The sequence below is a fragment of the Massilia sp. CMS3.1 genome (assembly GCF_051262535.1).
Lineage (GTDB): Bacteria > Pseudomonadota > Gammaproteobacteria > Burkholderiales > Burkholderiaceae_D > Telluria.
Genome location: NZ_JBIMES010000016.1, coordinates 24,323 through 43,689 on the forward strand (window position 1 = coordinate 24,323; position 19,367 = coordinate 43,689).

General features: G+C 65.0%; 15 protein-coding genes. 4 read left to right on the top strand and 11 right to left on the bottom strand.

Annotation, left to right across the window (positions count from 1 at the left end):
• The first annotated feature begins 53 nt into the window (after window positions 1-53).
• The 3 genes from ACHAC9_RS20815 to ACHAC9_RS20825 all read left to right on the top strand — a co-directional run bounded on the left by ACHAC9_RS20815 (window position 54) and on the right by ACHAC9_RS20825 (window position 3,014).
• Window positions 54-791: a response regulator gene (locus tag ACHAC9_RS20815; RefSeq protein WP_435762976.1), complete on the top strand. Its 738-nt coding sequence runs from the start codon at window positions 54-56 to the stop codon at window positions 789-791.
• Window positions 792-893: 102 nt separating this feature from the next.
• On the top strand, window positions 894-2,012 hold the full coding sequence (locus ACHAC9_RS20820) for a TonB-dependent receptor domain-containing protein (protein ID WP_435763104.1): 1,119 nt from the start codon (window positions 894-896) through the stop codon (window positions 2,010-2,012).
• Between the two features lie 141 nt (window positions 2,013-2,153).
• On the top strand, window positions 2,154-3,014 hold the full coding sequence (locus ACHAC9_RS20825; RefSeq protein WP_435762978.1) for an oxygenase MpaB family protein: 861 nt from the start codon (window positions 2,154-2,156) through the stop codon (window positions 3,012-3,014).
• Between the two features lie 493 nt (window positions 3,015-3,507).
• Here the strand turns inward: ACHAC9_RS20825 and ACHAC9_RS20830 are convergent, their stop codons facing one another.
• The 10 genes from ACHAC9_RS20830 to ACHAC9_RS20875 form a co-directional block, all read right to left on the bottom strand.
• Window positions 3,508-5,031, bottom strand: a complete 1,524-nt coding sequence (locus tag ACHAC9_RS20830) for a hypothetical protein (protein ID WP_435762980.1) — start codon at window positions 5,029-5,031, stop codon at window positions 3,508-3,510.
• On the bottom strand, window positions 5,028-7,004 hold the full coding sequence (locus ACHAC9_RS20835) for a hypothetical protein (RefSeq protein WP_435762983.1): 1,977 nt from the start codon (window positions 7,002-7,004) through the stop codon (window positions 5,028-5,030). The genes ACHAC9_RS20830 and ACHAC9_RS20835 overlap by 4 nt, the downstream gene beginning before the upstream one ends.
• The gene (locus ACHAC9_RS20840) at window positions 6,988-7,971 is read right to left on the bottom strand and encodes a BatA domain-containing protein (RefSeq protein WP_435762985.1); all 984 of its coding nucleotides are present in this window, start codon (window positions 7,969-7,971) and stop codon (window positions 6,988-6,990) included. Before ACHAC9_RS20840 ends, ACHAC9_RS20835 begins: the two co-directional genes overlap by 17 nt.
• Window positions 7,968-8,855: a DUF58 domain-containing protein gene (locus ACHAC9_RS20845; RefSeq protein WP_435762987.1), complete on the bottom strand. Its 888-nt coding sequence runs from the start codon at window positions 8,853-8,855 to the stop codon at window positions 7,968-7,970. The genes ACHAC9_RS20840 and ACHAC9_RS20845 overlap by 4 nt, the downstream gene beginning before the upstream one ends.
• 1 nt (window position 8,856) lies before the next feature.
• Window positions 8,857-9,861, bottom strand: a complete 1,005-nt coding sequence (locus ACHAC9_RS20850) for an AAA family ATPase (RefSeq protein ID WP_435762990.1) — start codon at window positions 9,859-9,861, stop codon at window positions 8,857-8,859.
• Between the two features lies 1 nt (window position 9,862).
• Window positions 9,863-10,483, bottom strand: coding sequence for a DUF4159 domain-containing protein (locus ACHAC9_RS20855; RefSeq protein WP_435762992.1), 621 nt, complete (start codon window positions 10,481-10,483; stop codon window positions 9,863-9,865).
• On the bottom strand, window positions 10,484-11,821 hold the full coding sequence (locus tag ACHAC9_RS20860) for a TldD/PmbA family protein (protein ID WP_435762994.1): 1,338 nt from the start codon (window positions 11,819-11,821) through the stop codon (window positions 10,484-10,486).
• Window positions 11,822-11,831: 10 nt separating this feature from the next.
• Window positions 11,832-13,469 carry a TldD/PmbA family protein gene (locus tag ACHAC9_RS20865; RefSeq protein ID WP_435762996.1) on the bottom strand — a complete coding sequence of 546 codons (1,638 nt, stop codon included), beginning with the start codon at window positions 13,467-13,469 and terminating at the stop codon, window positions 11,832-11,834.
• A 72-nt stretch (window positions 13,470-13,541) separates the two neighbouring features.
• Window positions 13,542-14,876 carry a TldD/PmbA family protein gene (locus tag ACHAC9_RS20870; protein ID WP_435762998.1) on the bottom strand — a complete coding sequence of 445 codons (1,335 nt, stop codon included), beginning with the start codon at window positions 14,874-14,876 and terminating at the stop codon, window positions 13,542-13,544.
• 9 nt (window positions 14,877-14,885) lie between these two features.
• A complete protein-coding gene (locus ACHAC9_RS20875) occupies window positions 14,886-16,523 on the bottom strand; it encodes a TldD/PmbA family protein (protein WP_435763000.1) in 1,638 nt (545 codons plus the stop codon).
• Between the two features lie 368 nt (window positions 16,524-16,891).
• Here ACHAC9_RS20875 and ACHAC9_RS20880 point away from each other — a divergent pair, with 368 nt between their 5' ends.
• Complete coding sequence (locus tag ACHAC9_RS20880; protein ID WP_435763002.1) at window positions 16,892-17,674, top strand: class I SAM-dependent methyltransferase; 783 nt, start codon at window positions 16,892-16,894, stop codon at window positions 17,672-17,674.
• A 52-nt stretch (window positions 17,675-17,726) separates the two neighbouring features.
• On the opposite strand, the gene ACHAC9_RS20885 is transcribed toward ACHAC9_RS20880, so the two are convergent.
• On the bottom strand, window positions 17,727-19,358 hold the full coding sequence (locus tag ACHAC9_RS20885; RefSeq protein WP_435763005.1) for a serine hydrolase: 1,632 nt from the start codon (window positions 19,356-19,358) through the stop codon (window positions 17,727-17,729).
• Window positions 19,359-19,367 lie beyond the last annotated feature (9 nt).

Here is a 19,367-nt window from a genome sequence, read left to right on the forward strand (position 1 = left end):
TAGCCAGATATGGGGGGAGGCTGCGATGGCGAAAATTCAACATGGAGGGTGTTATGACGGTCCGTGTCCTGATCGTTGAAGATCACACGCTGGTACGTGAGGCACTGGGTTCGCTCGTGGCGGGACTGCCTGGTTTCGAGGTGGCGGACACCGTCTCCGACGGCAAGGGGGCCATCCGCGCCGCCACTGTCTTGCAACCGGAACTGGTGCTGATGGACCTGTCGATGCCGGGAATGAGCGGCATGGACGCAGCCACCGAAATTCGGCGCCGCTTTCCCGATGTGCACGTCGTCTTTCTCACCTTGTCGCGCGATGAAAAATTCGTGCGCGAAGCATTTGGAATGGGCGCCGATGCTTATCTGCTGAAAGGCGCGTCCCTGGAAGAATTCGAATTGGCCTTGCATTGCGTGGTCCAGGGAAAGAAATACCTCAGCAGCGAATTGTCGGCCGCGATGGCAACCGGAACGCACTTCGGACATAGCGCAGAGCCAGGTTCATCCTGGAAAAACCTGAGTGGACGCGAACGCAGCATTCTCAAATTAATTGCCGAGGGAAATACCAACCGCAGTGCTGCCGAATATCTCTGCATTAGCACCAAAACGGTGGAAAAGCACCGTTCCAGCCTGATGCGCAAACTCGGCTTGCGCAGCGCCGCCGAGCTCGCCGTGGTCGCGATCGACATGGGCCTGGTCGAACGTGCCAGTGTTGCCGGTCCGCGCCGGCGCGCCATGCCGGATCCGGGGATGACGCCGGCGCCCCTGCGTTCGGACGAATCGGGTCTGTTCTGCTGAGCGGCCGGACTGGGCCGTGAAAAGACTGACATCGAGCGCCATCGACGCAGCAAGCCTGCTTGCGGTCAGCGTCTGCCTGTTGGCGGCGCTTGCCTGGCGGGCATCCAGGGGTTTCCTGGCTACACCCCGGCCACGCAAGTCTATGCCGGTCGCCACAACACCGCCGTCTACATCGACGCCGAGCACAAATGGAGCGAGCAGCTGACCCTGGGTTCGGCCGTGCGGCGCGAGCGCTATTCCGACTTCGGGAATACGACGACAGGCAAACTCACCGCCCGCTTCGATCCGATCCGCGCATTCGGCCTGCGCGCCAGCGCCTCGACGGGCTTCCGGGCGCCCTCGGTGCAGCAGAAGTTCTACAGCGCGGTATCGACCAATTTGAACAATGCGGGTGTGCTGACCGAAACCCTGACCGCGCGCGAAGGCAGCGCCGTCACCCGGGCTTTCGCCATCGCCCCGCTCAAGGATGAGACTTCGCGCAGCGCCAGCATAGGCATGGTGCTGCGTCCGGTCTCGAATTTTTCAGTGACGGCGGACCTGTACCGCACCGACATCGATGACCGCATCGTGTTCTCCAGCACGGTGTCCCCGGAGAGCGGCGCCTGCCCCACGCTTGCTGCCTGCCCGATCCGCGCCATCCTCGATCCGCTGCGCGTGGGCCAGGCGCAGTTTTTTACGAATGCGATCGATACCGAGACGGTGGGACTGGATGTGGTGGCCGAACACACCACGCGCCACCTGGCAGGGGGCACTTTGAAACTGTCCGGGCAGCTTGGCCTGAACCGCACCCACGTCGAGACGCGCCGCTCGTCCTCGCCGGTGCTCAGCGGCGCACAGCTGTTCGACGATGCCCAGGTCACGCTGATCGAGCGCGGCCAGCCGCGCCGGCACCATGTGGTCGCGGCCGACTACGCGCGCGGCGCCTGGGGCGCCAACCTGCGCGCGAATTACTACGGCCAGGTGCAGGGCCAGGGTTTTACGGCGCCGTTCGTGCAGACCTGGGAAGCGACATGGCTGATCGACCTGGCGCTGCGCTACAGGTTCACACGCAGCCTGAGCCTGGCGGCGGGCGTGGAAAATGGGTTCGATCGCTACCCGACGCGCTGGGATACGACGCGCGCCGCGCCCTTCCCGCAGATGGGCTTTACGCACTGCTGGGAGACCTGCCCGTTCGGGATGAATGGACGGACAATGTATGCACGGGCGGAGTACGCCTTCTGAACAGCTGGGGTCAGCCCTGACCCCGGCTTTGTTGGAACAAGCACTCAATCGTAAAAGCAGCTGTCTTTGGCGATAATGAGCATCGGCGCCGGGTTCCTTCTGGATGCGCGGCCTTGAACTGATTGTCGAGAAGGTGCAGCCATGCTGAAAACGATACGGGACCTGCTGCAGCCGCCCCCCGGCATGGCGTTCGACTTCAGCCAGCCCGGTGGCGAGCCGGCGCTGGCTCCACAAAACGGCATCTCCTGGCGGGTCTTCGCCAATCCGGTCGCCCTGTTCGTCGGCGGAGTGACGGCGGTACTGCTCGAGCTGAGCGAACCATCGGTACGTTCGGGCGTGTGGGACCACGGTGGTTTTCAACGCGACCCGGGACTGCGCCTGCGGCGCACCGGTTTTGCGGCCATGATGACCGTCTACGGCCCGCGCTCGGCCGCGGAGAAGCTGATCGCGCAGGTGGTCCGGATGCATGGCCATGTGCGCGGCAGCACGCCTGGAGGCGCCGCCTACCACGCCAACGATCCGCGCCTGCTCGACTGGGTGCAGGCGACCGCCGTGTTCGGCTTTACCGAGGCATACCATCGTTATGTCCAGTCCTTGTCGCCGCCCGAGAAGGATGCCGCCTTCACCGAAGCCGGACCTTCCGCTCGCCTGTACGGCGCCACCGGCGTCCCGCGCTCATGGGCCGCATGGGAAGCGCTGCTCGGCTCAACCGCGCCCGGGCTGGAGGGATCGAACATTCTCGACGATTTCCTGCGGATCATGGCCGAGGCGCCGATCCTGCCTGCACCGCTGCGCCCGCTCCAGCGGCTGCTGGTGCGCGCCGCGGTGGAGATCACACCCGAGCCGGTGCGCTCGCTGCCGCAATTGCGCGGACGCGGCCTGCGCGTCGGCGAAGCAAGGCTGGTGCGCGCGCTGGCGCGGGCGTCTGTGCTGCTGCCGCTGGGTGCTACCCCGCAGGTGCAGGCTGCCAGGCGGCTGGCGAGGTCCGGTGGGAACACATAATCACAGCGCAGGTCATTCCTGGTGACGTTTAGTAACGTCTCTTACAGGACCACCACTGGATGTGATCCCGCGTTTCCTTTGTAATGACGGTCGTTGTTCGATCCCCGCACGACAACCCCTTATGTGAAAGCAAGTTTTCGCATTCGGGTGCAACCATCGGCCCATCGACGTGTCAAAAGCAGGACCTTGCAACGAAATTTTTCGTGGAAATTACCTGCCACGCTACAGCATAGCCAGACAACAAGGCAGTTCAAGAAGCTTCCATGGAGGATCAGTGCTAGATGAATTCAAGGATGGATTTGATCGCCGCTACGTTCGTCGCGATCAAAGGATGTCAAAGCTTGTCTACAGGTCGCAGGTTGTTCGCGATGTCTTTGGGACCGGTGTCGCCAGTTTTTTCATGAACCTCATGCGCGTGGACGCCAACGTCGCACACCGCGTATTGGGATCGCCAAGGGCTAAACTCAGGCGATAGCAAAAGCTGACGCCAGCCTTAGCGCCGTTCGCGCCACCAGAGCGCCAGCATGGCGAGCGCGAACAGCGCGGCAAAAGGCCATTCGGGGAGCGTGCGCTGCGTGGCCGATGCCGGCACCGGCGTGCGCGCCGCATAGCGCGCGGTCGCATCGCGGCGCTCGGCGGCTTGCCACAGCGGCCAGTCACCGGGCGCATGGATATACACCTGGCCGCTGGCCGGCTTTGTTCCCTGGGTCTCCATTCTCAGCCAACCGGGTGCGCGCGGATAAACGGCGACACAGGACGCATCCACACGGTCGGTGCGGCGCTGCCAGTCGAGGGTCTGGCCCAGCTCCGGGAAGCGCAGCTTGCCACGCACGCCCAGTGCGCACACTTCCAGGCGCTGGCCAGGCAGCGGCATCTCGCGCGGCGCCAGCCATTGAACTTCTTCCGCCCGCTCGACACGCACGGCATCAAATACGCCCTGCCACCACAAGGCCAGCGCGCGCGGTTCGGTGATTGCGAGCCGGTGCCAGTCGGCCGCGCCCAGCCAGCCGATGCGGCCCTTGCCCCACTGGCGCGCCCAGAGCCCATTGTCCTGGCCAAGCCAGGCGCCGGCTACGCGTGTGGCGGGCGTCAAGGGCGCCACCGGCAGCGGCAGCGGGCCGCCGGTCAACTTGTCGGTGGGTTGGGCCCGCAGCGGCAATTGCACGCTGCGCGACCAGACGCCGGCGTCGTTCGCAGTCGCGCCCAGCACCAGCAGGGAAGCGCCCCCCGTCACCTGCTCCAGCAAGGCCGCCCGCGCAGGCGCTGCCGCGCGTTCGAACCATCGGGCATCGACCACCAGCAGATCGGGCTTGTCGAACTTGTCGCGTGCGCTTTCGCTACGCGTCACGGTCTTGCCGAGCGTGACCTGCCAGTCGACCAGGGCACGGCTCCCCGTCAACAAATCGTTCAGCACCCGCACGTCGAACGACGGCGCGCTGAAGCGCCCGCGCACCGCCAATGGACGCGTTTCGCTGACGACCACCGGCACCGGCCCCTCGGCCAGCAGCGTGTCTTTGTCGCCCAGCAGGCGCGCCTTGAGTACCAGCGTCTCGGCCAATGGCGGCAGCCAGGACACCGTCAAATCGCCGGCGCCGCGCGTTTCCGCCAGCACCTGGCCGTTTTCGGCCAGCAGCTGCAGGCGCGCCGGCGCCTCGCCGCCGCGGCGCACGGTCAGTGCGAACAAGCGGCCAAGCGCCAGCTGGCGCGGGAATTCCAGGCGCAGCGTCGCGCTAGTCGGTGCGCTCCAGGCCAGCGGGCGTGCCGGCAAGTCCTGCCATTCGGCAGCGCGCAGGCCGTCGCCCTTCAGCGTCAGGCTGCGCACGCCGTCGAGGGAGGCCGGAGGAGTACGGGCGTCGATCGCCAGCGTGGTGCCGGACTCGCCCGGCATGGTCAACTGCATCGCCAGCAGGGCCAGCGCCGCGGTGGCAACGGTCGCCAGCAGCGCGTCCATGAAACGCCGCCGCCACACGTCAAGCAGCACGCTGACCGCGCCGATGAGTGCAATGGCGGCGATCACTGGTTGGCTCCTGCGCGCCAGGCGCGCGTGAACGGCGTCGTCGTCACCGGTTGCGCCTGCAGCAGTACCGGCGCCTGCCCGACGCCCGCGCGCAACCAGGCGCGCAGTGCCGGGCGGCAGCGCAGGCAGCCATCAAGCACGTCCTGGATCGCGCGCTGGGCCGCCAGGCGCTGTTCGTCATCCTGTAAACGCTCGCGCACCCAGTCGTGCGCGGTGCGGGTCCACAGGGCCGGCAGCGCGCCTTCGCTCGACAAGGTCGTCACCAGCTCGCGCAGTTGAACCGGAATCGCCTCGTCGGCCCCGCCCTGCGCGCGCGCATAGCTGGCCGCACCGAGCACGTCGCCCGTCATGCGGATCTCTTCCTTGATCGGCGGCGGCACGAAAGCGGTCTTGTGCAGGTAGATGCGGTCGGCCTGCTGCAGCTCCTTGATGGCGGCGAGCGCCTTGTGTTCGGGCGCCAGCGCCGTCATCGGCGTGATCGCGCGCAGCGACTTTTCGGCATCCCACATCGCCACCAGCGCGCGGCGCAGGATTTTCTTGGTGCCCTCGTCGTACAGCGTCGCGTTCTCCGCTTCGTCGTGGGCGTGGCCGAACTGGTGCAGCACGTCCATCTTGCCGCCCTCCTCGTGGCCTTCGTCATGCTCTTCGGCGCCGAACAGGGTTGATTCCTCGCCCAGGAACTGGCCGTAGCGGCGGCGCAGCTGGCCCTGGTCGAGCGCGATCGTCTCGCTGCGCTCGCGCACCGCCTGGGCGCTCATGCGGGTCGACTTCATGTCGGCGATCAGCTGTTCGGTATCGATGATGATCTGGCGCTGGCTGCGCAGGCTCTGGGGTTTGACCAGCATCGGCATGGCCGCCGTTTCCTCGGCGTCCTCGACCTCAGGCGCCGGCAGGCGCAGCGTGTAGGTCGGCGACTGCACCGTGTGCGGGCGGGCCGCGTTATCGACAGCGCGGACAAAAAAGTACAGCTCGTCGCCCGGCTCCATGCCCAGTTCCGACAGCAGCCAGGTCTTCGCCCAGTTGCGCAGGCGCGGATTGTTCGAGGCCGGCAGCGGCATCTCGCGGTCGGTGAACTTGATGTTCTCGCCGCTGCCGCGCGCCAGCGTCAGGTGCAAGGTGGCGCGCTGCACCCGGTAGTCGTCCTGCACCGACAGCGCCATCGCGGCCGAGGCAGCGCCGGTTTTCAATTCCTGGATCATCTGCGCCGGTTGCGAGATCGTGATGCTCGGCGGCGCATCCGGCGTGACCTTCAGCGTGTAGCGCGCGCCGCGCCAGCGCCAGAACAGAGACTCGGTGGCGGCCAGGGTTGCGCATTGCGCGCCCACCTTCAGCGTGCGGCCGTCGCTCAGTTCCAGCGTCGTCTGGCCCGCCTCGGGATTCTTCAGGCACCAGGTCACAAGAGCGCCTTCGGGCAGGCTGATGTCGCGCGGCGCGCCGACCGTGCGGGCGGCGCCGGTATAGCCCGGCGGCGTCGCGGTCACGGTCAATTGCGGGATGATGGGCACCTTGGCCGCCGGCGCCGGCGCCACCGGCCGCGGTGATTGCGCCGTGGCGGCAGGCTGTTGCCCGAAGAACCACACCACGGCCGCCAGCGCCAGCCACGGCAGCAACCAGGTCAAGCCCGTGCCGACATGCGGGTGCACGGTGCGCTTGACAGCCGCTTTGTCCAGCGCAGCATCGAGCCGGGCCAGCAGTCGCCGGCGCTGCATCTCGGCCAGCGGCGTGTCCGCCTCCACCAGCAGCGCGCTGCTGTCTTCCATGCCTGGCACGGCTGCGTCGAGCCAGCCAGTCCATTCATTCGCGATCCTTTGGCGCAGGCGCGCCGCATCCCACATGCACCAGGCGCCCCAGGCCAGCAAGCCCGGGAGCAGGCGCAGCGTCAGCCAGGGCAGCGTGCCCAGCACCCACAGCGGCAGCCGGCGCAGCAGGGCCGCACGCCACAGGCGCCGCACGATGTCAGCGTCGCCGTGCATGGGTCAGGATCCTTTCGAGCGCAAACAGGGCAACCAGCGCCCACATCAAAAAATCGCGCAGCGCGCCGCTGGCGTGGCTGCGCGCGGCAGTGTTCGATGCCGCAAACGCCTGCGATGGCGCCGTGAACGGGCTTGGGGCGTAATGCAGTTCGCGCCAGGCCTCCAGCAAGGCGCGCGCCGCGCCTGGATCGCTTGGCGGCCAGGCGTTCGATGCCCAGACCCGTCCGCGTGCACCATCGGCGTAGCGGATGCCGCCCACGGCTTTCGATTGCGCCAGTTCCGTAAAGGCGCCCGCATCGGTCGCCCACCACAGCGGCGCGCGCATTGCCGCCGGCGGAGCGTCGGGCATGTCCCAGACGATCAGTTCGGTCTTTGGTCCCGGCGCAGGTTCGACGACGATGCGCAGCGGGCCGTCGAGCGACGCGAACATGCGGCGCCATTCCTGGGCCCGTGCGCTGACGATCGCCACCCGCGATTCAACGCGGGGCACCGGTTTCGCAAGCGTACGGAGCACGACCGGGCGGCGGAATTCGGGCGCTTTTGCGGACATCGGGATATCGCCCAGCACCAGCAGGCGTGCCTCGGGTGTGAATTCGCGTTCGTGGGCGCGGATCCAGGCCAGCGCGTCGGCAGCCGGCAGCGGCAGGCGCGTCGCCTGCGTCAATCCGGCCGCCTTTGTTTCACGTTCGACCCATTGCGCGTCAGTGCCATGCACGATGACGACCGTGTCGCCGCGCCACGGAAACACCGGATCGGCCAGCCAGGCGATTGCGCAAGCGAGCAACAGGCAGCGCACGATCAGCAACAGGACGCTCGACCAGCGCCAGACCCGCATTTGCCGCGGCTCGGTGCGCGGCAGGAAGCGCGCACTGGCGAGCGGTTCGGCTTGCACCTGCACGCGCTTCTTGCGGTGCCACCAGATCGGCAGCAGCAGGGTCGGCAGCGCCAGCCACCACAGGCTGTTCATCGGCGGCCTCCCTGGCGCAGCCATTGGCGCAATATTTCAGCCGGCGCCTGTTCGATGCGGGCGGCGACCTGCAGCACGTCGTTCGCGCGCAAGGCAGCGGTAACAGTGGAGAAATGCTGTTCGCGCTTGCGCAGATACCCCTCGCGCAGGTCGGCGCCGAAGCGGAACACGGCAGTCTCACGTTCGGGATCGTAGTAGGCCGGGCCACTGTCGAAACTGCCCTCGCATTCGGCTTCGGTGTGCAGGCACACGGCGCGTACGTCATGGCGCATGTGGCGCAGGCGTAGCAGCGCGTCGGACAGTGGCGACGGCCAGTCGAGAAAATCGGTGGCCGCAAAGATGAGCGAAGGGGAAGCTGCGAAACGCAGGCCGCTACGCAGCACGTCGGCAGCGGGCAGGTCGCCGTCCGCCTGCACTTGCTTGAGCTTTGCCAGCACCCGCTGCAACTGGCGCGGCCCGCGCGCGGCCGGCACGAACTGGACCCGACCAGCGGACAAGACGGCCAGCCCGAACGCGTCGCCCTGGCGCTGCGCGATCGCGGCGATACAGGCCAGCAGCGTGCGCGCATAAGCGAGCTTGTCGAGGCCCTCCATACTGCGGCTGGGCTCCGCCATCGAGGCGCTGGCGTCCAGCAGCAGCCAGACCGCGACATGGCTGTCGCGTTCCGCTTCGCGCACATAGTATCGGTCGGCGCGCGCCAGCAGCTTCCAGTCGACGCGGCGCCACTCGTCCCCAGGCGCATACGCCCGGTACTCGGAGAACTCGACGCCGGCACCGCGCTCGCGGCCGGCGTGCACGCCCTGCCCCAATCCGGCCAGCACGTGCCGGATGACGAGTTCGAGATTGGTCGTGTGCGCGATCAGCGCGGAACTGGCCAGTGCCAAATCAATCGACCCGGATCTCGGCGCGGATCGCCTGCAGGATGTCGACCATTGCCACACCGTCGGCTTCGGCCTCGAAATTGCGCAGCACGCGGTGCGCCAGCACCGGCTGCAGCATGGCCGCGATGTCGTCGCGCGTGACGGCCAGGCGACCGGCCATCAGCGCGCGCGCTTTCGCCGCCAGCACCAGCGCCTGGCCGGCACGGGGACCGGCGCCCCAGCCGACGTGCTTCTTGACTGCGGCAACAAGCGTCTCCTGCGGGCGTGTCGCGCGCACCAGGCGCGTGGCGTAGCGCAGCAGGTGCTCGCCGATGGCGATGTCGCGCACCAGCTGCTGCAGGCGCAACAGGCTTTGCACATCCATCACCGGCTCGGCGTCCTGCAAACCCGACTGGGTGGTCTTCGAGACCATCATCACTTCTTCGTCTTCGGTCGGATAGACGACGTCGATGCGCAGCAGGAAGCGGTCGAGCTGGGCTTCGGGCAGCGGATAGGTGCCGGCCTGCTCGATCGGGTTTTGCGTGGCCAGTACGAAGAAGGGACGCGGCAGCATGTGCGTGTGACCGGCAAAGGTGACGCAGCGCTCCTGCATGGCTTCGAGCAGCGCCGATTGCGTCTTGGGCGGCGCGCGGTTGATCTCGTCGGCCAGCAGCACCTGGGTGAACACGGGGCCCGGCTGGAAGCGGAACGAACGCTGGCGCGTGGCCGCGTCTTCTTCCAGGATCTCGGTGCCGACGATATCGGACGGCATCAGGTCGGGCGTGAACTGCACCCGGCGAAATTGCATGTCGGTCGCCTGCGCCAAGGACTTCACGAGCAGGGTTTTACCGAGACCCGGCACACCTTCGACCAACGCGTGGCCGCCGGCCAGCAAACAGGTCACCAGCAGGTCGACCACCCCTTCCTGGCCGATGATCACGCGCGCCATGCTGTGCTTCAGCGCCTCCACTTTCGCCACCAGGCCGGCTACTTCCGATTCGCTCCATGCTGCTGCATCTTGCTCTGCCACTTCATGCTCCCAACGCGTATTGAATGATGTTCACCGCAAAGCGGGTATTGTCGACCGCCAGAAAACGCTTGTTCCGAAAGTCGTAATCCCACTCGCAGCCGTAATCCTTGTTCGAGTACAGCACGTGCACACGCCCTTTGACCTCGATCGCCTTCAGGTATTCGTGCACCAGGTCGTCGCCCCAGCCGTTCAGCTCCACCGACGTGTTCGGCGGGCCGTCGAATTTGAAGAAGCTCGAATACACGGGATGGTTGTTCGGGATTTTCCTCAGTGCCGAGGCGCCGAAGATCTTCGCCATCTCGGCTTCAAAACTCTTGGCGAACAGGCCGTCGATGTCGTGGTTGCAGTCGTCGACGAAGACAAAACCGCCGCCGCGCACGTAGCGCTCGAAGTTCTTGCGCTCGGCGGGTGTGAACTGCACCAGCTTGTGACCGGCCAGGTAGCAAAACGGCGCTTCCAATACCTTCGGGTCGGACAACGCAATCATGCGTTCAAGCGGGTCCACGCGCAAGGTCGTGTACTCGACGAGCGAATTGAGCACGTTGCTGGGCATGCGGATATCCACATCCCAGTCGCCCGACTCGTAGAGCAGCCGGGTGAAATAAAAATCATACCGGGCCATCTACACGGCGTCGGACAAGGACGTGAAGTTGAAGTCGCGCACCTTCATCGGCGGCAGCACCATCTGGTACGGCACTTCGTCGCCGCCGATGACAACGGGTTTGCCGAGCTCCTCGACGTTGTTCAGGATCGAGACCGGGCTTTCGTTGAAGCGGAAATTTTTAATGGGGTACTTGATCTTGCCGTTCTCGACATAGAAGGTACCGTCGCGCGTCAGGCCCGTCAGCAGCAGCGACTGCGGATCGACCATGCGGATGTACCAGGTGCGCGTCACGACCACGCCTTTTTTCGTCGACGCGATCAGCTCTTCGAGCGATTTGGTGCCGCCCGCCATGATCATGTTGCCGTGGCCGGCAGTGGCCACCTTGCCCTGCTTCTGCGCCCAGTAGCGCGAGTAGTCGAGCGAGGCGATGCGGCCGTTCTTGATGATGTCGGTGCGCTGGCGCGCCTGCATCGTCTGGCCATCCCAGGGCGCGACCGGCACGTCCGGATTCCACGGGTCGGCCCAGACCTTGATTTTTTCGTCGAACAGCTTGTCGCCGAGGCGGTTCTTGCCGCCCTTCTTGGTCAGGAAGCTGCGGCCCTCGTCGGCGTCGCGCGCGTCAAAGGCGCTGAACATATTGCCCAGCACTTCGGAGGTTGCGGCGGGCTCCAGGATCACCGTGTAGCGGCCCGGTTCCAGCGCTTTCGCCTCGACCGAACGCAGCGCCTTTTCGATCGCCACGGCGGCCGCTTCGCGCGCGTCGAAACGCGCCACATCGCTTGCCGAGCGCGTGACCCAGCCCGAACCGCGCCCGTCTTCGGTGCGCACGGTGCAGGTATAGGCCAGATCCGTCAGCTCCTGGAAGCCGAACACGCCGTTCGAATTGGCGATCGCCTCGAAGCGCTTGCCGTCGTTGAAGAAGCCGGCCGCCACCAGCCCCGCCTTCTTCGCCGCTTCGATGCTGTAGGCCGCCACCTGGGCGCGGTAGTCGGGATCGATGTCGGCGGTCGCGCGTACGAAGGTCGGCGTGGATCTAAAATCCTGCTTGCCGACGGCCGGCATGAATTCCGGGTTTTCCGGTGCCAGGCGCGCCAGCTCCTCCGCACGGCGCACGGCTTTTTCCAGCGACTTGTCGTCGAACTCGTTCAACTGGGCGATACCGGCCTTCTTGCCGAAGGCAACGCGCACGCTCAAGGTCATGTTTTCGTTCAGGCCCGCGGTCGAGATGCTGTTGCGCGCGAAGCGCACGTTGCCCTCGCGCTTGCCGTCGATCGAGACGCTGCACTCGTCGGCTTTCGACAACTTCATGACGCGATCGCAGATGCGTTTTGCTTCTTCCTGGTTCAGCTGTTTCATCTCTCGTTCCTTAACCGATCTTGCGTGCGGTGTTGATGACGTTGATGCCGTTGAAGCGCGTTGTGCTCGAACCGTGCGAAACCGCGCTGACCTGGCTAGGCTGGCCCTTGCCGTCGAAGAAGGAGCCGCCCATGCGCCAGTCGCGCTCGTCGCAAATGGCGCTGCAGGCATTCCAGAATTCCTGGGTGTTCGACTGGTAAGCGACGTCTTCCAGCGGGCTCGTGATCTTGCCGTTCTTGATTTCGTAGAACAGCGTGCCGCCGAACTGGAAGTTGTAGCGCTGCTGGTCGATCGAATACGAGCCGCGGCCGACGATGTAGATGCCCTTCTTGACATCGGCCACCATCTCGTCCGGCGTGAGACGCGCCTTGCCGGGCGCCATCGACACGTTCGGCATGCGCTGGAACTGCACGTTGCTCCACGAGTCCGCATACGAGCAGCCGTGCGATTCCTTTTCGCCGATGATGTGGGCCTGGTCGCGCGTGGCCTGGTAGTTGACCAGTACGCCGTCCTTGATGATGTTCCACTCTTTCGCGCGCACGCCTTCGTCGTCATAGCCGATCAGGCCGAGGGAAGTGGGCGCGGTGCGGTCGGCGATGAAGTTCACGCGCTCGGCGCCGAACTTGAATTTCTTCGATTCCCACTTGTCGAGCGTGGCGAAACTCGTCCCTGCGTAGTTGGCCTCGTAGCCGAGCACGCGGTCCAGTTCCGTCGGATGGCCGACGGCTTCGTGGATCGTCAGGAACAGGTGTTCCGGCGCCAGCACCAGGTCGTACTTGCCCGGCTCGACCGACTTGGCCGACAGCTTTTCGCGTGCCTGCTTGCCGGCCAGGCGCGCGTCTTCGATCACGTCGTACGACTTGGTGTAGAGCGTGGTCACGCCGCCGGCAGCTTTGACTTTGTCCTGGGCGCGCACATCAAAATATTCGTAGCCCATGCTCACCGGGCTGCCGAGACCGGCGCGCGAGCGGAATTTGCCGGTGACTTTATCCACGGCGGTGGCATTGATCGGCGCCCACAGGCGGTGGATGTCCTGGTCGATGTAGGAACCGTCGGTCGAGGCAAAATACTTTTGCTGGTTGATCTGGAACAGGTTCGCCGTCATGAAGCTGGCGCCCGCTTCCAGGCCGGCCTTGTTGGCGGCGATTAGCATCTCGGCCTTGTCCTTGACCGGCACTGCGCGCCAGTCTTTCTGGATCGGCGTGGCCCAGCTCACCTCGCCCACGCCCTTGACCGGCGCCAGTTGCACCGGTTCCGTTTGCAGCCTGGCGTTGGCCTTGGCAATCGCCACCGCCTGGCGGGCCGCGCCGGCTACGGCGTCCGGGTTCATGGTGTTGGTCGCGGCAAAGCCGTAGGCGCCGCCGGCGATCACGCGCACGCCGACACCGGTCGATTCGGTGTTCGTGATGTTCTCGACGTTCAGGTCGCGCGTCGTGATGAACTGGTTCAGGTAGCGGCCGATGCGCACGTCGCAGTAGGAGGCGCCGGCTTTCGTGGCCGCGTTCAGCGCCGCGTCGGCCAGGGCCTTTTTAAAAGCGACCGCCATGGGGCTGAGCAGGTCTTCGGCCGCGATCGCGTTGCCGTAGACCGGCACGACCATGGCGCCCGCCGTGCCGGCGCAGATGTTGAGGAAGGTACGTCGTTCCATTGTGTCTCCAATTCGTGGCCGTTGCGACCACGTTTTACGATGCGCGGCCGGTCACCGGCCGCCGTTCATTCCTTACACCGCGTCCGAGAGGGACGTGAAATTAAAATCGCGCACCTTCATCGCCGGCACCACCATCGGGTTCGGGCCTTCGTCGCCCCCCAGCACCACCGACTTGCCGATCTCTTCGATGTTGTTGAGCATCGACACCGGGCTCTCGTTGAAGCGGAAGTTTTTGATCGGGTGCTTGATCTTGCCGTTCTCGACATAGAAAGTGCCGTCGCGCGTCAGGCCCGTCAGCGCCACCGATTGCGGGTCGACCATGCGGATGTACCAGGTACGCGTTACCAGCACGCCCTTCTTGGTGCTGGCGATCAGCGCCTCGGTGCTCTTGTCGGTGCCGGCCATGATGAAGTTGCCGGCGCTGCCGACGGCGCGCTTGTTCTTCTGTTTGGCCCAGAACTGCGAGTACTCGAGGTCGGCCACGCGGCCATCCTTGATCCACTGCTGGCGCTCGCGCGGCAGCATGGTGGCATCCCACGGGAGCACCGGCACCAGCGGGTCCCACGGATCGGACCAGATGTTGACCTGGCTGTCGAACAGCTTGTCGCCGACGCGGTTCAGGCCTCCCTTTTTCGACAGGAAGCTGCGGCCCTCGTCCGAGCGGCGCGCATCAAAGCCGTTCATCATGAAGTTCATCAGGTCGCTGGTCGCGGCCGGCTCGAGGATGACGGTGTAGCGGCCCGGCTCCAGCGCTTTCGCGTCGACCGAGCGCAGTGCTTTTTCGATGGCGACATCGGCCGCTTCGCGCGGGTCGAAGCGCGCCAGATCGCGCGCCGAGCGGCGCACCCAGCCCGAACCGCGGCCGTCTTCGGTGCGGATGGTGCACGTAAAATCGAGGGAGGTCAGGGCCTGGTGGCCGAACACGCCGTTCGAGTTGGCGACCGTCTGGAACGAGCTGGTGTCGGTCAGGAAGCCGGCGCTGACCAGCCCCTTCTTGCGGCAGGCCTCAATCGCGTAAGCGGCGGCCTGGGCGCGGATCTCGGGATCGATGTCGGCGGTCTTTTGCACGAACGTGTTCGAGGCCTTGTACTGCTGTTTGGCGACGGCCGGCATGAACTCCGGGTTTTCCGGGGCCAGGCGTGCCAGGTCCTCGGCGCGGCGCACGGCCTTTTCCAGCGACTTGTCGTCGAACTCGTTGATGGTGGCGGTGCCCTGGCGCTTGCCGAAGGCGACGCGCACGGTGAGCGTGGTGTCGTCGGTCAGGCCGGCGGTCGAGACGGCGTTGCGCGCGAAGCGGATGTTGCCGCTCCGTTCACCGGCAATGCCGACGATGCATTCGTCGGCCTTCGAGAGCGACAGCACGCGGTCGCAGATGCGTTTCGTTTGTTCCTGGGTCAGGATGGTCATGAGAATTCCTTAGCCGATCTTGCGGGCGGTGTTGATCACGTTGATGCCGTTGAAGCGCGCGGTCGAGGAACCGTGCGAGACGATGCTGATCTGCGGCGGCTGGCCCTTGCCGTCGAAGAAGGAGCCGCCCATGCGCCAGTCGCGCTCGTCGCAAATGCCGGCGCAGGCCGTCCAGAATTCCTGGGTGTTGGCCTGGTAAGCCACGTCTTCCAGCATCTCGCCGATCTTGCCATCCTTGATTTCATAGAACAGCTGGCCGCCGAACTGGAAGTTGTAGCGTTGCTGGTCGATCGAGAACGAGCCGTCGCCGACGATATAGATGCCCTTCTTGATGCCCTTGACCATGTCGTCAGGGCTCATCTTCGCCTTGCCCGCCGCCAGCGAGACGTTCGGCATACGCTGGAACTGCACATTGCTCCACGAGTCCGCATACGAGCAGCCGTGCGATTCCTTCTCGCCGATGATGTGGGCCTGGTCGCGCGTGGCCTGGTAGTTGACCAGTACGCCGTCCTTGATGATGTTCCACTCCTTGCAGCGTACGCCTTCGTCGTCGTAGCCGACCGCACCCAAGGAACCCGGGGTCGTCTTGTCGGCGACGATATTCACGATCGGCGCGCCGTACTTGAAGTTCTTCGATTCCCACTTGTCGAGCGTGGCGAAACTCGTTCCCGCGTAGTTGGCCTCATAGCCGAGTACGCGGTCCAGTTCCGTAGGGTGGCCGACCGATTCGTGGATCGTCAGGAACAGGTGTTCCGGCGAGAGCATCAGGTCGTATTTGCCCGGGGTGACCGATTTGGCGGTCAGTTTGCGCTTGGCGTCGCGGCCGGCCGCGCGCGCATCCTCGATCATGTCGTAGGAATTCGTGTACAGCGTGGCGACGCCGCCGGCGGCCTTGAGCTTGTGCTCGGAACGGGCGTCGAGGTATTCGTAGCCCATGCCGACCGGGGCGCCGAGCCCCTGGCGCGAGCGGAATTTGCCGCTTGCCTTGTCGACGGCGGTCGCCGTGAACGGCGCCCACAGGCGGTGCAGGTCCTGGTCGATGTAGGAGCCGTCGGTGGAAGCGAAGTATTTTTGCTGGTTTACCTGGAACAGCATCGACTGCATGAAGTTCGCGCCATTGTCCATGCCGGCTTTGTTTGCCGCGATCAGCAGCTCGGCCTTGTCCTTGATCGGCACCGTGCGCCAGTCCTTCTTGTACGGCGTCGCCCAGGACACGTCGCCCACGCCTTTGACGGGCGCCAGGCGCACCGGTTCGGTCTGCAGCTTGGCATTGGCTTTCGCAATGGCGACAGCCTGGCGCGCCGCGTTGGCGATGCCGTCCGGAGTCATGTCGGAGGTGGCGGCGAAGCCGTAGGCGCCATTGCAGATGACGCGCACACCGACGCCGGCCGATTCGGTATTGACGACGTTCTCGACATTCAGGTCACGGGTGGTGACGAACTGGTTCAGGTAGCGTCCGATGCGCACGTCGCAATACGATGCGCCGGCCTTGGTGGCGGCGTTCAGCGCGGTGTCGGCGAGCGCCTTCTTGGCGGCGACCGCCATTGGGCTCATCAGTTCTTCGGCCGCGATCGCACGTCCGGCGATGGGGATGAGCATCGAGCCAAATGCCAGGGTGCTGATGTTGAGAAAACTACGACGTTCCATTGTGTCTCCTGAATTCAACTGCGGGCGGCGTTGCCGCGTATGTATAGGTAGGTCAGACCATGCCATCGCGAGCGGGCCGAATGGCAAACCGTTAAACATTAGCAGTAACTAACCCTTTTGAATAGGCAATCTTCAGACCAGTCGCAAACTGTGGACGTTGTGCTTGTGTTAGGCACTTTTCTCGTGCAAGCATGCTGTCCGGGCCGTGTCCGCGTGTCCGGCCGGACAGGGTGCGGACAGTACATACGTGGGACAAGCGTCCGGATTCGCTTGACGGGCCGGGTTGCTTGTTCGATCATCGGCGCGGCGGCCCGACGCCACGTCTGGGCCGCACCCAACGACATAACCGACAACGGAGAACACCCCCCATGAAACGACTGATCCTGGCAGCCCTGCTGGCCGTCAGCGCCGCCGGCGCCGTACAGGCCGACGACGCTCTGAAAGCCGTCATCGGCGCAGAACACCGCGCGACCAATGCCGCACGCGACAGCGCGCGCCATCCATACGAGACACTGACCTTCTTCGGCATCAAGCCGACCATGACGGTGGTGGAACTGGTGCCGGGCGGCGGCTGGTACACCGAAATCCTCGCGCCCTACCTGCGCGACAAGGGCAAGTACATCGGCGCCGGCTCGGCGCCCGACAAGAAAGGCGGGATGGCATTCCGCGCCAGGCTCGACGCCAATCCTGCCCTGTACGGCAAGGCGGCAACCGCCGTGTTCGAGCCGCCGAGCCGCTACGAGATCGCGCCGGCCGGCAGCGTCGACATGGTGCTCACCTTCCGGAATATCCATAACTTCATCGGCGGCGGCGAAGAAGCGGTGAAGACGACGTTCAAGGAAATCCACAAGGTCCTGAAACCGGGCGGCGTGCTGGGCGTGGTCGAGCACCGCCTGCCGGCCTCGATGAAGCAGGACGAGAAAGCGTCGAGCGGCTATGTGCACGAGGCCTACGTCATCAAGATGGCCGAAAGCGCGGGCTTCAAGCTCGCTGGCAAGTCGGAAGTGAACGCCAATCCGAAGGACAAGGCGGATCACGAAAAAGGCGTGTGGACGCTGCCGCCGGTGCTGGCGAACAAGGACAAGGACCGCGAGAAGTATGTGGCGATCGGCGAGAGCGATCGGATGACCTTGAAATTTGTGAAGCAGTAAGCATTAACGGCATTAACAAAAATCGGGGCCGCGTCAAGCGGCCCCGTTTCTTTTACAGCGCCGCCTTCTGCCTGACCGGCGTAAACAGCAAATCGTGAAAATCGTAGCTGAAGTCGGTCTCGGTCGACACCGCCTTCATCTTCACATGCTCGATGCCGCCGTCATGGTCCAGCGCGAAGGTCACGTAGGCGTCGGCATTGAAGTTACGCTCCTTCCAGCGCACGATGAAAGTGTCGTGCTGGAAGTGCTCCATCTCGCCCGTCAAATCCGGCGTGCGCGTAAACGACATGATCATCTTCCTGCCATCGCGCTTGATGTTCATGGCGCCGTACCACGGGTCCGTGTACTGGCCCTCGTAGGAAGTCAGCGCCAGCGACGGTTTCGATGCAGCGATGCGCGTGGTCGACGTCTTCTTCAGGCGCGCCAGTTCGTCCGTGTGCTTGCGGTCTTCGTCGTCGGCGATCAGCTTGATCCAGTCGGTCGGCGCACTGCCCGTCATGTACTGGTCGAGCAGCCGGTATTGCAGCGCATTGAGCGCACCGCCGCTCTCGGCATTGGTGAAAATGGCCACGCCCAGTTTCGATTCCGGCACCAGGAGTACGCGCGAATAGAAGCCCTGCAGCGCGCCGCCGTGCATGGCGACCAATTGACCCTTGTAGTCGCGCAGCTGGAAGCCCAGGCCGTAGGCGGCGAAATTGGCGCGGGTCGCAGCCAGGGGACCCTTCGGCATACCGATCTTCATCGGCGTCTGCGCGGTCCACATCTCGCGCGACTGCGCTTCTGAAAACAGGCGCAGCTCCTTGCCATCCGCGCCCTTCGCACCCTCGATGCGGCCGCCATCGAGCAGTACCTTCATCCAGCGCGCGATGTCTTCGGCATTCGTGTTGATGCCGACCGCGCCGACAGCGTTATCGACCGGCATGGATTTGACGGCGGCGATCTTGTCGTTGATCTTGCTGTGCGCGTTCGAGGCGTTCGGGTTGCCGGCGTTTTCCGCCAGGCTGGTCGTCGTCGTGTTCATGCCGACCGGTTTGAGGATGCGCTCGCGCACCGTGTCGCCCCAGGATTTGCCGGATTTCCTGGCAATGATCTTGCCGGCCACGATGTACAGCAGGTTGTCGTAGGCATAGCTGTTTCTAAAACTCGTCGCCGGTTTTACATAGCGCAAGCGCTCGATGATTTCGTCGGTGCTGAAGTTCGTCGTCGGCCACCACAGCAGGTCGCCCGCCCCCAGCCCCAGGCCGCTGCGGTGGGTCAGCAGGTCGCGCACGGTCATCTCGCGCGTGACATAGGCGTCGTACATCTGGAAGTCCGGCAGGTGTTTTACGACCGGATCGTCCCATTTCAGCTTGCCCTCGTCGACCAGCATCGCCAGCGCGGCGGCCGTAAACGCTTTCGAGTTCGAGGCGATCTCGAACAGGGTCTGGCCGTCGACCCTGGCCGGCGCGCCAAGTTTGCGCACCCCAAAGCCGCGCGCGGCGATCACTTTACCGTCCTTGACGACGGCGATCGCGATGCCCGGCACGTCGAAGGCTTTCATGACGCGGTTGACGTCCTGCTCCAGGTCGAAGGCTGAGGCTGCCGCTACTGCGACAGGTGGCGTCGCCGGTGCTTCGGCGGTATTCGACGCACAGGCGCCGGCGGCGGAAAACGCGATCAGGATCGCGGCGGTAAGACGTTTCATGTGGTGCAC

Coding starts and splice junctions, on each gene's coding strand:
- ACHAC9_RS20855 (WP_435762992.1), bottom strand. CDS start 10,483: ATGGCCCGGTATGATTTTTATTTCACCCGGCTGCTCTACGAGTCGGGC.
- ACHAC9_RS20815 (WP_435762976.1), top strand. CDS start 54: ATGACGGTCCGTGTCCTGATCGTTGAAGATCACACGCTGGTACGTGAG.
- ACHAC9_RS20860 (WP_435762994.1), bottom strand. CDS start 11,821: ATGAAACAGCTGAACCAGGAAGAAGCAAAACGCATCTGCGATCGCGTC.
- ACHAC9_RS20825 (WP_435762978.1), top strand. CDS start 2,154: ATGCTGAAAACGATACGGGACCTGCTGCAGCCGCCCCCCGGCATGGCG.
- ACHAC9_RS20875 (WP_435763000.1), bottom strand. CDS start 16,523: ATGGAACGTCGTAGTTTTCTCAACATCAGCACCCTGGCATTTGGCTCG.
- ACHAC9_RS20870 (WP_435762998.1), bottom strand. CDS start 14,876: ATGACCATCCTGACCCAGGAACAAACGAAACGCATCTGCGACCGCGTG.
- ACHAC9_RS20885 (WP_435763005.1), bottom strand. CDS start 19,358: ATGAAACGTCTTACCGCCGCGATCCTGATCGCGTTTTCCGCCGCCGGC.
- ACHAC9_RS20880 (WP_435763002.1), top strand. CDS start 16,892: ATGAAACGACTGATCCTGGCAGCCCTGCTGGCCGTCAGCGCCGCCGGC.
- ACHAC9_RS20865 (WP_435762996.1), bottom strand. CDS start 13,469: ATGGAACGACGTACCTTCCTCAACATCTGCGCCGGCACGGCGGGCGCC.
- ACHAC9_RS20840 (WP_435762985.1), bottom strand. CDS start 7,971: ATGAACAGCCTGTGGTGGCTGGCGCTGCCGACCCTGCTGCTGCCGATC.
- ACHAC9_RS20835 (WP_435762983.1), bottom strand. CDS start 7,004: ATGCACGGCGACGCTGACATCGTGCGGCGCCTGTGGCGTGCGGCCCTG.